The organism is Kribbella sp. NBC_00662, from assembly GCF_041430295.1.
Lineage (GTDB): Bacteria > Actinomycetota > Actinomycetes > Propionibacteriales > Kribbellaceae > Kribbella.
The window spans coordinates 7,514,757-7,529,020 of record NZ_CP109029.1; the positions used below are offsets into that span (position 1 = coordinate 7,514,757).

Below are 14,264 nucleotides of genomic sequence, written 5' to 3' on the forward strand. Positions count from 1 at the left end.
GGCCCCGAACGGGCTCCTCAGTTCTCGTCAATCGCCGCGTGGCGCGGACGTGTACGAATCGGAGCATCCTCGAGCAACGCCTCGAATAAGTGCCGGAGAGAGTCGAGCTTCCGGCTGCTGACGCTGCCATCGTCGGGTCCAAACGGAAGGCGGTCCCATGGGACGGGCGGAGCATCCGTCGATTCGTCGATCCAGCCCTGAAGCGCGGCACCGTCAACGAGCTCGTCGGGGGCCAGCACGTCGTACACCAATGTGCTGCCGGCCGCGTTGATCGCCGACGACAAGGCATTCACGCGATCCCCAAGGCGTGACATTCCATCGGCGATGAGTCGGTTCAGGACAGCCACGATCGCAAGCGCTGTGGGCCTGTGATCGATGACGTCCAACCGTAACGTGGTGTTCAGGACGTCCTGGACACCACACGCTGTTTCGACCGGCCGATAGTCAGGACCGTTCCGGAACATCTCAGCCGCCCACCAGAGACGAGCAAACGCCTGTGTGTACCCGGGTCCGCTGAATCGAGTCGCTGTCACGATCTCAGCGCCGCGGTGCCGCCAGACCACATAGTCGGGAGCAACGACCATCGCGAGGTAGTTCCACAGACGGCCGTCGGCCGCCTCCGCTCGGGTCATCCGCAACGTCGCGTGCAGCCGCGGGGCGAGCCAGGCGTCTGCCTCGACTCGGTCGCCCTCGAAACGTCGCATTGCCTCGTCGAGCAGTTGCCGAACAGGCTCGACGCTCCACCGGGCTTGCGGCTCGGGAAGCTCGCTGGATGTCTTGATGAGGGCGCCGAGCGGCGGAGTCTCCAAGCCCGATTGGACGGCGCGGCTGAGGAACTTGACGACACTCGCGTCCGGCAAGAGTGCTAGAGCAGGGGGCAGGCTCCCGGAAGATCTTGGATTCACTGGCCGTCGCCCCCACCGTCGCGGACGACAGTACGTACAGCATTCGTCAACTTCTTCGCCAGCTGACTCCGTCTCCCGGCCGCGTACTGAATGCTGGTTTGCAGCTCCGCCCAACCGAACCCTTTCGTACGGCGTTCGTGCACCTCGTAGAGCGCATCATCGAGCTGTCGACCGGGGAACACATCAGGGAGCATCATGCGCAGCACACTCTCTCGCCATCCCGGAGGCATCTGGGGCGTACCGTCCTCGTCCAACTCGAGATCTCCGATGGCAGTGTGAAACATGGCAGTCCACACATCCTGTGCGATCTGGCCGGCCAGCGCCTCACGCAGCAACTTCGCCGCAGGGTGCGTACTCGTTCCGTTGAGCACCTCCGTCCAGCCGTCGGCAGCAGCTGTGTTGATGTAAACGGCAGGATTCTCACCACCGGTCTCAACGATCCAACCTGATTCCTTAAACGGCCGTAACCAGTCGTGCGGGCCAGTCACGAAGTCGACCTCGAAGATGTCGATCATTCGCTGTCGCATCGGGTCGGTCGACTGTAGGTCCACAGCCCAGTCTCTGCCCGACACACCGATGAGCCGCCCGCTCACTCCATCAAGGGTGCCGACAACGGCCAGAGAAAGGATGGCCCGATTGAGATGGCGAGAGCGATCGAGATCGATGCTGCCTCGCCACCGACCGTCGTCCTCCCGAAGCAGCATCGCTGCAGACCGACCGTTGGTTGCCTTCTCGGTCAGAGTGGCGAGGCACACCACGTCGGTCCACGGGCCCTCTGCGAGCTCCTTGTCTGGAAGTTCCGCGCTGAGCCGCAGGGTGGCTGTGTACCAGTCAGCGCGGCCCGATTGATGAAGCGCCACCGTGTGCTCTGCTCGGGAAATCCTGGTGTACGGCAGTTCTGCGCCATCCACCGCTACTCCTGCGACGTCGAGATTGACGTCCCCGAACAGTGTGGGATATGGGAATGCCGTTCTCATACCGCACCGCCGCGGGTCTTGTGAAGATCGACAATCAGGCGCGAGAATCCGGTCTGGACGGGGTGCGTCGCTGGGTCGGTAACGCCGATGAACGTCGCCGAGCGCACACCGGGTTCAATCAACAAATTCCCATTCTCGACCAGGCAGCCGACCGACGCTGTCAGCGCCCAAGCGACTGTCGGACGGCCCCCCGACCTGACGGCGAACTTGGCGATGGGTGTGAGTAGCCACGGATCCTCCGCATGGGGCAGTCGCAACTCGACTCGCACACGCCAGGCACCAGTGGCCTCGACCTGTGCATCGATGTCATGAATCGTGGGCACACCTTGCGCCCGACGAACTCCCACATTTCCACCGCCGCCGAGCCTCAACAGCTCACGAAGGACAGCCGGTCCGGTGCTCGTCGCGACTTCGCGTCGCGCGACAAGCGCGCGTACGGCCTTGTCGATCTCGGCTCGGAATTCACGCAGCCGGGAGAGCGCTCCGCGTTCGTAGACGGAGGTGAGTTCTTCTGTCCGATCCCATCGATCGTGTTCGGGCGGTTCCGACGCTCGCAGAAACTGCTCGGCAAGCGCTACGTCCTCATCCGCTCGTCCTGTCGCATAGCCGGCGAGAAGGACTGCTTGGAACGGCATCGCGCCAAGCGGAAGCTCACGCGGCCGCTGTTCGGTGACAGTCATCCGAGTACCCCGCATACAGATGACGCGATTGACTCGCTCGTCTCCATCAGCAGCAGGGGTGAGCAGAAGGGTAGCGGCGTGTTCTCGTCCCTTGCTCCGCGCGCCACTCGTCCCTTTCAGCGGCGGCACGAGAAGTGGCACATCGACGCGGGCAACCTGGTCACCGGACGTTAGATCTTCCACTGTTTCATCATCGAGGTAGGCCCTTACGGCGCGACTCAAAGCAGGATGATGAACGTGCGGATCAACGACTTCCTCGGGGATGTGCACGTGGCCATTCCGCAACGTCGTCACCCGAGCGTCCAATAGAGGTCTCGTGTTTCGTCCAGAGACCATCGCAGCCCAGAAGCCGTCGGCAAGCGATTCCACCAATTTCTGGTGCATTTCCTGCAATGTCTCTGCATCGCCTGAAGCATCGTGTGCTCCGAAAATGAGGAACGATGTTCCTGGTTGATCGTCCAAGCGCTCCAGGCACAGATCGCGAACCGTCTGCTCATCGGCCCACCATGAGCGGGACACGCCTTCGTGGTCTGGTTCGGTATCGGGTTCGCCGAACCACGCTGGCCCCGCATACGGCTCGCCACCTACCTCATGCCATGGCAGGTCGAGTCGACCGACGACGCGGCGCTCGCTACGACCTTCGTGCGGTATCGAGAGCGTCGAATTGATCAGCACCAGTCCAAACCGGCTTGTTGCCCACAGCGTCGCCTTGCCAAGGCCGTATGAGCCACCGGCGCGACCGCCAGATTGCTTGTGACTGTCAAGTTGTCGGCGTACCACGGCGGCAAACCGCCCATCCCCGTATTCAGGGCCGGTGAGCCCTGCGGCGTTGTAGTCGTCGACTCTCAGAACCAGCAAAGTCCGACTCTCCTCGAGATCGTCCAACGCCGCTTGAAGACTGCGCGAGACTTTCTGCTCGGCCGAGGCAGCATTGCTGTAGTGCTGCTTCAACTCACTCCAGTGCAAGGCCTTCAGGAAGCCATCGAGATATTCGCCACTCAGCTCGTGCAAGATGTAGCGCACTCCGACCGGCCTCGTGGAGTCGTAGCGCTCGTCGATCGAGTTCTGCGTGGCCTCCCGAGCGAGGACGGAGAGATCAGCATCGAACGCGAACGCGGCGGCGTTCCCGTACTCGCGTCCGCCATCCGCGTGGGCCGGCCGATGATGCCAGACCAACGGTCGGCTGACCTCGATGTCAACAGACCGGTTGTAGATAGACGCCGGATCCGTACCCAGCACCTCGGCGATCGCGCGCTTGGTCTCCTCACGCGGCTCGGCTCTGCCGGTGATCCACGCTGACACGGCCGCCCGGGTCAAGCCCAGCCGCTCTGCGAGTTGCGCCTGGGTTAGCCCGACTCTCCGCAGCTGGCGTCCCAACCACGGGCCGAACGCCTCTGTTTCATGCTCCACCATGGCTACCTCAACCTCCTGGCGCAACGAGAACCAACTCAGGTCAAATAGTGATTGACAGAAGGCGGTACGTCAAATTACGTTGGACAACCAGGTTGCCGCGAGGCGCCGGGGGACAGAATCCCGGTCGACTGTAACGAAACGTAGTCGTCGACCGGTAGTACAACCATGGGCGGCGGGAGGATCCTTGAGCCGCCACGACTGGGGGGCCCTGCTATGCACGCATTCAATCCACACCCTGCGGTGCCCGCCACCGTCACGCCGACAGCGAGATGGCTCCGGTCCGTGCCGTTCAGCCGATTCGACGACGATCGGAGCGCCGGATGAACATTCCGCATGACGACCGAGTCCTAAAAAGGGTTGCCGAACTCACCGAACTTGCGCTAGGTACGTACGCGTACGACCCGGATCGCATCGAAGAGGATTCCAACGGCGAGCGGCGGATTCACCAGGGAGGCTACGGAGACCGTCAGCTGTTCGAGCTGGTCCAGAACGCTGCCGATGAGATGATCGGCAGTGAGCACCGAGGCGGCAAGATCCACGTCATCCTCACCGACGAGAATCTGTACTGCGCCAACGAGGGCACCCCGATCAGCCCTGAAGGTGCGGACACCATCCTGCGGATGGGCGTCTCGAGGAAGCGTGGTGGCCAGATCGGTCGCTTCGGCGTCGGGGTGAAGTCGGTTCTCTCAATAACTCGAACGCCCCAGTTCTTCAGCCGATCCGGTTCGTTCGGGTTCGACGCGGACTGGTCTGCGGCCGAGATTCTTGCCGCTGTCAACGGCAGGCGGAAGGCGCGCGGCCTGTCGCCGTTGGACACCGTCGGGGAGACGCCGATCCTGCGGTTGGCGCGTGCGCTCGATGTGGACGCGGCGCGAGCTGGCGATCCGATTCTCGAGGATCTATTGGAGTGGGCGACGACAGTCGTGCGACTGCCGTTGCTGCCCGGCGTCCAGGCTCGACTCGGAAATGATATCCAGCAGCCCGGGCAGGCCCGGCCCGGCCGGGAGTTCCCCCACTTGTTCCAACTGTTCTCCAACCACGTAGGAACCCTGCTGCTCGAGGATCGCCGCTTGATGCCGATCGTTCGGCGCGAGATCTCGGTGAGCCACCACGGCGCGCAACACACCATCCACGAGACGCGGAGCGGCGCCAAGGCGCGCTCTGAGCAATATCGCGTCTTCACGCTTCCACACCAAATCAGCGACGCGACGCGCGGCGCGGCGGGAGAGCTGCACGATAGGGCCGTCATCGAGGTGTCCTGGGCAGTTCCCGAGTACACCTCGGTGGTGACCGAGTCCGGGACTGTGTCATACCAGATCCCGAACGAACGAGGCATGTTCTGGTCATTCTTCCCCACCAAGTACCCGACCACCTTGAGCGGCGCACTCAACGCGGCATGGAAGACGAACGAGGATCGACAGAATCTACTGGACAGCAGCGATCTCAACACCGAGCTGTTGGGGGTCGCTGCGAAGCTGGTCGTCGAGTCACTTCCGAACCTTTTACTTCCAGATGACCCGGCCGCCTACCTGCTATTGCTGCCCGGCCGTACCAAGGAGTCGCCGAACTGGGCGTGCGCATATCTGACCGAGCAGATCTGGAAGCTGGCGGCGATCAGTCCTTCCCTTCCCGATCAGGACGGCGAGCTCCGCGTTCCCACGGAACTCCGCATCCATCCAGAGCGGCTGACTGGACCGTCACTCGCCCTCTGGCGGGGCTACCCCGGTCGTCCCGCCGACTGGGTGCATCACTCCGTAGATACACACACGGTGCGACGCGGCAAAATGAACCACATCCTCGACGCGGCCGGACGAAGGGAGCCCGAGAGCATCCGCGACTGGCTGGAAGCGCTGGTCCAGGACGGTACCGCCGAGGCGTCGGCAGCGGCCATCCGCGTTCTCGCACGCCTTCTGGACCATGAGCTCGCACCGGTGGACACTGCTCACGAGGCCCTGGCTTCCGAGGCACGCCACGCGAGGATCGTTCTGACTGAGGAGCAGGCACTGGTCGCGCCCGTTGCCGGCCAAGTCTTCCGACGTTCCACCGAAGACGGGCTCCGCGACGACCTGACCTATGTGGACCCAAGGATCGGCGGCGATCCCGCTATGCTGTCGCACCTCGATCGTCTGGGTATCCGAGATGCCGACACCCAGGGCCGATTCCACAGCGTCTTGGACCAGGGCTTCCAGGGGTACACACCGGAGTTGTGGACGAGATTCTGGGAACTGATGCGCAGCGCGGGCGGGACAAGTCAGACGCCTGCCATCCGAGAGAAGGTGCGCAACGCTGCGGCGGTTCTACAGGTCAGGACGGTCGCAGGCGCGTTCCGGCCCATCATGAACTGCCTGCTCCCTGGGCCTGTCGTCCCGCATGACGGTTCCCGTGACGCCACTCTCACTGTGGACGTTCGATTCCACACCGACGATCTCGCCGTGCTTCGGGAGCTTGGCATGACGGACCGTCCGACGAAGGGACACCGGCCCGAGAATGACAAGTGGTTCGTTCTCTACCACCAAGACGCATACGACGCCTATTGCGAAGAACTGGAAGTCACCGCACACCGAGTGCAACTCCAGACCGTCAGGCTCGAGGGTTCACCCACGGCAGGACCTCTACACCTATTCGATCAGCTGTCGGAAGAAGGTAAAGCCGCTTTCCTTGCCGCGATTCCGGACGAGGCGCTGGTAGAGAATTGGACCCGCCAAATCGGCAAGTCGGTGAACACCCGCGTCGCCGTCGCGTCGCCCATTCGGTGGCTACTCCGTACGTTCGGCACGGTGCAAACTTCGAAGGGCATCGTCCCGATACGCGAAGCAGTCGGACCTCAGCTCGGCGCATACTCGGCGGTGCTGCCTGTGGCGGAGATCAGTCCCGAGAAGGCACGTCGTCTGGGCATGCCCGATAGCGAGAATGCCGTCGCACCTGAGCGTTGGGAAGACCTGCTGGCAATGGCGAGACAGAGCACGGACGACAGTTTCGTAGGTGGCGCCTACGCATTGCTGATCCGCGTCGCGCTCGAGCTGGTGAGTGCAGAATCGGACGTCCGCTGTCGAGTCGGCGACGATTGGGAGTACCGCCCCGACGGGGAGATTGCCGTCGCGTTCAACCGTGAGCAGTACGACGAGCTGACACGAGAGAATCATCCGGCGCTCCTCGTTGCGTCGAAGGCCGACGTCGAGCAGGCGGAGTACATGATCCGCGAATGGGGAATGCGCCGAGTCGAGGAGGTCATCGAGAAGCGACTGCGGTTCGTGCCCAGCGGCCCAGCAGTCTTGTTGACCGACGAGTACCCCCCGCTGCGACAGCGTTTCGGCAGTCGGGCTAACGGTCTCCTCCTGCAGCGATGCACCGAGCTGGAGGAAGTCGTGCGTACGCCACAGGGCACACGCACCAGCGCGCTCCGGAGCGCCCGGCAAGAAAGCACTGCCTTGATCCCCGACACGTCCTCCCACGCCACCGCACTAGCACTTGCGGACCACGAGTTCGGTCTGGGCCTGGGAGCGGACGGTTGCCACCTACTGATCGATACCCATCGACGTCAGCAGGCCGACCAGGAATTTCAGGCACGGCTACAGTCGATCCGCGACGCTCGCACCGTCGTCGAGAAGATATCGTTGCTTGTGTCGGCCGAGGACCTTCGAAAGGGCCTGCCCGCGGGCCTGCTAGAGAGCGAGATGGCAGAGGCCGGCCAAGAGCCGGACACCCGCCGGCTGGCCGAGATGGCGTACAACGCACACGACGACGGCGTACTGCGGGCGTTCACCAAGGACATCGCCGCACGGTTCTCCAATGCTCCGTCGCGTTTCGACGGAGGCTCGAATGCGCTGAGGTTCGTTACCGACCTCGGCTTTCCGGACACCTTTGCGGGTGTGCGCATCCCGGCTCTCCCAGTAAGACTCGAAGCCGAAGGTCCAACCGAGTTCCCTGCCCTTCACGCATACCAGGAACAGATCGCCGCCCGTCTGGCCGACATGCTTCACCAGCCGACACCGCAGCGAGCGATGCTCAGCCTGCCAACCGGCGCGGGAAAGACTCGGGTGGCGTCCGAGGGGGTCATTCGATGGATTCGCGAGTCCGGTGTGCCCGACGGTCCGGTGCTGTGGGTCGCGCAAACCAGCGAGCTGTGTGAACAGGCTGTGCAGTCGTGGAAGTTCGTCTGGGAGCGGGTCGGACCCAAACAGCCGCTGGTCATCGACCGTCTGTGGCACACGAACTCGGCAACCCCGGTAACGGGAAGGCCCCACCTGGTGGTTGCGACGGACGCCAAGCTGCGGATGTGCATCGATACCGCAGACTACGCCTGGCTTCGAAACGCAGCGCTCGTTCTCGTCGACGAGGCTCATGTAGCCATCTCCTCCACCTACACCGAGATCCTTGGCAAGATCGGTCTCACTCACCGCGAAACTCGACGCCACCTCGTCGGTCTAACTGCGACGCCATATCGCAACAACGCAGATCTGACCCATCGGCTCGTACAACGCTTCGGCGACCGCCGCCTGGACGAAGGCATCTTCGCCGGCGAACCTATCCCGAGCCTTCAGGATCTCGGCGTTCTCTCGCAGGTTGAGCACCGCGAGCTGGTCGGCGCGGACATCCAGCTCAACAGCGACGAGTTGGCAACGATTGCGGGGTTCAACGGCTTTCTCCCGAAGGGAGCCGAACAGCGCCTGGCCGAGGATGAGGAGCGCAACAGTGTCCTGATCGAAGAGATCGCGGCGCTTCCTCCGGACTGGCCCGTGCTGGTCTTCGCCACCTCCGTTCAGCATGCAAAGTTCCTCGCCGCCAAGTTGTCCGATCGCGGCATCCGATCGGCCGCCATCGACTCTGCGACCCCTCTGCCCGAACGTCGCCAACGGGTGGATGCGTTCCGCGACGGGAGGATACGCGTGATCACGAACTACGGCGTTCTGTCTCAGGGCTTCGACGCTCCCGCGACGAGAGCCGTCGTTATCGCCCGCCCGGTCTACAGCGCGAACATCTATCAGCAGATGGTGGGCCGGGGGCTTCGCGGCATCCGCAACGGCGGCAAGGAGAGCTGTCTGATTCTGGACATGCGCGACAACATCACGAACTTTCACCAAGAGCTGGCTTTCACCGACTTCGAGCACCTGTGGAAGAAGGAGGGGCGATGACGGTCACACACGAAGTCCTGCTGACTCTCAGCGAGGAGCAGAAGGCCGCCGTCACGCAGCCGTGGGATAGTCGGACACTGATCACCGCAGGTGCGGGGGCGGGCAAGACGACCACCCTCACCTATCGCCTCGAACATCTGACGAGCGTCGAGGAACTCGAGGCCTCTGAGATTCTGGTTCTCAGTTTCTCGCGGGCTGCGGTTCGAGAGCTCCGTGATCGAGTCGACCGTCTGGCGACCACAGCTCGACGAGTCCGGGCCTACACCTTCGACAGCTGGGCGCTTGCGTTGCTGATGCAACAAGATCCGCACCGCGACGATCTCTCGAATTTGAGCTTCGACAAACGGATCGAAATGGCAACGGAGATGGTGGAGGCGGGGTTAATCGAAGAGACCGAAGTCGGTCCGCCGGCCCATGTCGTCATCGACGAGGTCCAGGATCTGGTCGGCGTCCGCCGCGAGCTGGTGGAGGCTCTTCTCGATCGCTTCGCCGACGAGTGTGGGTTCACAGTCGTCGGCGACGCTGCCCAGGCAATCTACGGCTTCCAGGTCGCCGATGCCGTCGAGCGAGCCAGTGAGACGAACAGATTCTTCGATTGGCTCCGCTCATCCTTCGGAGGCGATCTGGTCGAGGTGCAGCTCACCGATAACTTCCGGGCCCAGACGCCCGAGGCTCGCCGGGCATTGCCCTACGGAGCTCGACTTCAAGGGCTTCCTGTCGATCAGACGGAGGCGGCGGCGATCGCGACGGTCATCCAGAACGAGCTGCGGTCGCTGCTGGAGAGTGCGATCGACTTCGGGGCGTTTGACGACAGCTTCGTTCGAGACTCGCTCGTTGCCTACGACGGCACGACCGCGATTCTGTGCAGGGACAACGGTCAGGCGCTACTGCTGTCCGAGGAGCTGGACAAGAACAGTATCGGTCACAGCATTCAGCGATCAGCACGCGAACGACTCGCGCCCGCATGGCTGGCAGACCTCCTGAACGCCACGTCGGCTGCGACAATCACCGAGGATCGTTTCGTCGACATCATGACGACGCTCGCGCTGCCCGACGGACTTGATCCGGCCCGAGCATGGCGGGGTCTGCGGCGTGTGGCCGGTGTGCGGGGTCAGCTTGACATGTCAGGGTTGCACGGTGCCATCGCCGAAGGCAGGCTTCCGGATGAGCTGACGGGCCAGCTCCTCCACAGGCTCACCGTGTCAACGATTCACAGGGCCAAGGGACTGGAGTTCGATCGCGTCCTGATCCTTCCCCCACCTCCGCTAGCCGACGGAGAAGGCGAAGACGACCCGCCGGCCGAAGCCCGGCTCCTGTATGTCGCGCTGACACGTGCTCGTTACGACGTATACCGACTCACGCGGGTGCGTGATTGGACGGTCCGCAAGTTCCCTAACAGCTATCCAGCTATGGATCGGTGGTATCGGGGTGGCCGCGGGAAGCAGGGACGGTGGAAGAGGAATGGGATGGAGGCCGCAGCGAAAGACGTGAATCATGAGTTGCCTCCGGGAGCGGACGAACCGGTCTCCGATCCGGCAGCCACTCAGCGCTACCTCGCCGAACACGTTCATAGTGGCGACGCGGTGGAGCTACGCCGCCTGCACGACCTGCCGATGTCAGACACGGAGACCCCACAATACGGACTGTTTCACGACGATCGGCCAATCGGATCCACCTCGGCGCACTTCCGACACGATCTGTGGCGTCTGCTGAAGGTGAGCCGTGGCTGGAAAGTCGACCGATGGCCGATTCGTATCACGGGTCTCAGGGTTGATGCCCTGGAGACCGTGGCGGGATCTGCTGCCATCGGCAGCCGTGCGGGGTTGAGCGACCGTGGTATCTGGTTGGTTCCGCGCCTGTGCGGGTTGAGCAGATTCGACTGGCACGAAGACAACGATCCGGAAGGCGGCATGGCGTATGACCAGCTCCGAGCATGACGAGCACTACGAGCTGCGTGCCGGACTTCGCGCCGCGCTGCGAGCCGACCTACTCGGCCCCCTGAACGGGACACAAGAGATCCTGTCGAACGACGCACCCGTCACTGCCTATCCGATCGGTGTCCTGTTTCCCCAGGCCGGCGGCAAAGATCGACACCGTGCCGTTGACGATCTTCTCGACGACATGCATCCGGATATCGTCCGGCAGGACGATCAGGAGCAGGGAATCGCGGACCTCGGCATCACACTCGCGAACCGGCGCAAGCCCTCGACCATGGGCCTGACGCTCGCCGTCGACCTACAGGTGGCTGACACCCTGTTCGTCGAGGTGACCGCCGCGACGTACCAACCACGAGACGAGGCCGGTCGACGGATCGAACCACGCCGTAGCGAAGCTCGGACCACAGAACAGCAGAAGGAGCGGTGGCATCGCATTCCGGTCGGATCCGGACAGATCAGCGTCGATCTTCAAGCCAACGGCATGAGCGAGCCTCAGGCGGTCTGCGAGGGTCTGCAGCTTCGGACCCTGGTGCGCCCACCCGCCCTCGACGGGACGAAGACCGTCACGATCACGCTCGTGAACATCCACGAGACAAGCGAGTACGACCTCCAGGATGCTTACTGCTTCTTCCAGCCGGAGCTGACGATCTGCGGCCCGCCGGGTACACGTCCCTTCGTCGAACGTCAGGCGGCACTTGGCGCCGTTGATGACGAGCAGGCCTTGAGCCGACTGCTCCATCGGCATGCGCCGTACTTCGCGAGCGGTCATGGTTGTTCGGTGGCCTGGGAATGGATGCCTGCTGCCATCCGTACACCATTGCTACCACGAGCCGCCGTCTCCCGGCTGCGAACCGAGTTCATTCCCACCCACGAGGTGCTCCTCACCGACTCCAATCCGGAGATCGATGATGCCGCCTTGGCAATGCTCAGTCTCGCCCAAGCGCCTCAAGAGGTAGTCGTTTCTTCCCTCGAGAGACTGCTCGCCGGCTACGAACAGTGGATCGCCGATCGCACCGAGGACGCTTCGGAACTCGTCGATGAGGAGCTCGTCGAAGCAGCTGCACGACAACTTGCGACGTGTCGGAATGCCCACGCTCGGATGAGACGGGGCGTGGCATTGCTTGATGACCGGAAGCAGCCGGAGATCTTCGCAGCGTTCGCACTGGCCAATGAGGCAATGGCCCAACAACGAGCCCAAGCCTCCTGGATCAAGGCAGGCAGAGAGGGCACGCCGGATCCGCGCGGCGGTCGCTGGCGCCCATTCCAGATCGCGTTCATGTTGCTCTGTCTGGAAGGCATCGTGGATGCGGAACACGAAGATCGCGAACTGGCAGATCTCCTGTGGTTTCCGACTGGAGGTGGCAAGACGGAGGCGTATCTCGGTCTGATCGCCTTCACTACCTTCCTGCGACGCCTGCGAAATGGCGAGGCGGGCGAGGGAGTCACCGTCCTTATGCGCTACACCTTGCGGCTGCTCACGCTCCAACAATTCGAACGGGCGACCGCACTGATCTGCGCCATGGAAACGATGCGGCGGCGTCCGGCCGCCGGGCTGGGATCAGCTCCGATCTCCATCGGGATGTGGGTCGGGTCCTCTGCCACACCGAACAAGCTCTCGAGGGCAGAGGAACAGCTCGCCGCTCTTCGAGCGTACCCACACAAGTCTCTGCAGCGTGAGAATCCTGTGCAGCTGCACCAATGCCCCTGGTGCGGTACATCGCTGGACAGTACGGACTATCAAGTCGACCGCCCGGCGACTCGGATGTATCTGCGCTGCCCCGACTCTCATTGCGACTTTCACCTCGACGACGGCTTGCCGGTCCACCTGGTAGACGAAGCAATCTATGCCGCCCACCCGACGCTGGTCATCGCCACCGTCGACAAATTCGCGTCGATGCCGTGGCGACCGGAGACGAGAGCCCTCTTCAATCGCGACCTGCAGGGAATCAAGCAGCCTGAGCTGATAGTCCAGGACGAGCTGCATCTCATTTCCGGTCCGTTGGGCACGTTGACAGGCTTGTACGAGACCGCTGTCGATGTCCTAGCCAACGGTCCGAAGGTGGTCGCCTCGACCGCCACCATCCGGCGTGCGTCGGATCAAGTCCGGGCACTGTTCGATCGCCGCGTGGCGCAGTTCCCGCCCGCGGGTCTCGACTCGCGTGACTCATGGTTTGCAGTCGAAGCTCCACGGACAGAGAAGGCCTCGCGCCGCTATGTAGGCCTCCTCACTCCCAGCACGAGCCAAGCCACGCTGCTGATCCGCACCTACGCGGCGTTGTTGCACGCTGCCGACGAGGGCGATGTGCCCGACGAGATCCGGGATGCCTATTGGACTCTGGTTGGCTACTTCAACAGCCTGCGGCTCCTGTCGGCCGCCGAACTGCAGGTGCGCGACGACGTCCAGGACCGCCTCGAGATGCTGGCGTCGCAGGGCCGGGGCAGATTGCGCAAGCCGACGACGATCATCGAGCTGAGCAGTCGCGCCACGTCGAGCGACATTCCTCGCTATCTCAAGGAGCTCGATCGATCGAAACCTGACAAGGAAGTCGTCGACGTACTACTCGCGACCAACATGATTTCGGTCGGTGTAGACATCGACAGGTTGGGCTTGATGGCTGTGATGGGGCAGCCTCAGACGACGGCGGAGTACATCCAGGCAACCAGCCGGGTCGGCCGTCGCCATCCGGGTTTGATCGCCGTCATGCTGAACTCGGCTCGCTCGCGGGACCGGTCGCATTACGAAAGCTTTCCCGCGTTCCATTCCGCGCTCTACCGGGATGTCGAGTCGACCAGCGTCACGCCGTTCTCCGCGCGCGCCCGCGACCGAGGTCTCCACGCGGTCATCGTCGCACTCACCCGGCTGATGATCCCCGCCGCGGCCAGTGACGCAGCTGCGGCAGACATCGACGACTTCGTACACCAGATCAATTCGACCGTGCGCCCGCGACTGCTGGAGCGGGTCGCCTCCGTCGACCATCCGGAGAGCGCGCAAACCGCCGAAGAATTCGACAACTTCATCGAGTTGTGGCAAGAAGCGGCACTCTCGAATCCGACTCTGAGGTACGAGGCCAAGCGCGGCAGCTCGACTCCCGCCTTACTCGACGGCTTCGACGCCGCAGAGCAGGCCGAGAATTTCACCGCGTGGCCCACGTTGTGGAGCCTCCGTGATGTCGACGCCGAGTCGACACTCTTTCTTGAGCACAATCGGCAGGAGCGCTGA

The 14,264-nt window shown here is 63.2% G+C and carries 6 protein-coding genes; 3 read left to right on the top strand and 3 right to left on the bottom strand.

Annotated elements, in window-relative coordinates:
* Nucleotides 1-17 precede the first annotated feature (17 nt).
* The 3 genes from OHA10_RS37010 to OHA10_RS37020 all read right to left on the bottom strand — a co-directional run bounded on the left by OHA10_RS37010 (nt 18) and on the right by OHA10_RS37020 (nt 3,975).
* Nucleotides 18-809, bottom strand: a complete 792-nt coding sequence (locus tag OHA10_RS37010) for a DUF6339 family protein (protein WP_371403454.1) — start codon at nt 807-809, stop codon at nt 18-20.
* A 92-nt stretch (nt 810-901) separates the two neighbouring features.
* On the bottom strand, nt 902-1,816 hold the full coding sequence (locus tag OHA10_RS37015; RefSeq protein ID WP_371403455.1) for a hypothetical protein: 915 nt from the start codon (nt 1,814-1,816) through the stop codon (nt 902-904).
* Between the two features lie 62 nt (nt 1,817-1,878).
* Nucleotides 1,879-3,975 carry a helix-turn-helix transcriptional regulator gene (locus tag OHA10_RS37020; RefSeq protein ID WP_371403456.1) on the bottom strand — a complete coding sequence of 699 codons (2,097 nt, stop codon included), beginning with the start codon at nt 3,973-3,975 and terminating at the stop codon, nt 1,879-1,881.
* A 320-nt stretch (nt 3,976-4,295) separates the two neighbouring features.
* Between OHA10_RS37020 and OHA10_RS37025 the strand changes: the two genes are divergently transcribed.
* From OHA10_RS37025 to OHA10_RS37035, 3 genes are read left to right on the top strand one after another with little or no spacing between them, the layout of a single operon-like run.
* Nucleotides 4,296-9,107, top strand: a complete 4,812-nt coding sequence (locus tag OHA10_RS37025) for a sacsin N-terminal ATP-binding-like domain-containing protein (protein WP_371403457.1) — start codon at nt 4,296-4,298, stop codon at nt 9,105-9,107.
* Nucleotides 9,104-11,044, top strand: a complete 1,941-nt coding sequence (locus OHA10_RS37030; protein WP_371403458.1) for a UvrD-helicase domain-containing protein — start codon at nt 9,104-9,106, stop codon at nt 11,042-11,044. Before OHA10_RS37025 ends, OHA10_RS37030 begins: the two co-directional genes overlap by 4 nt.
* Entirely contained in the window at nt 11,025-14,264 is a 3,240-nt protein-coding gene (locus OHA10_RS37035; protein WP_371403459.1) for a helicase-related protein, read from the top strand. Before OHA10_RS37030 ends, OHA10_RS37035 begins: the two co-directional genes overlap by 20 nt.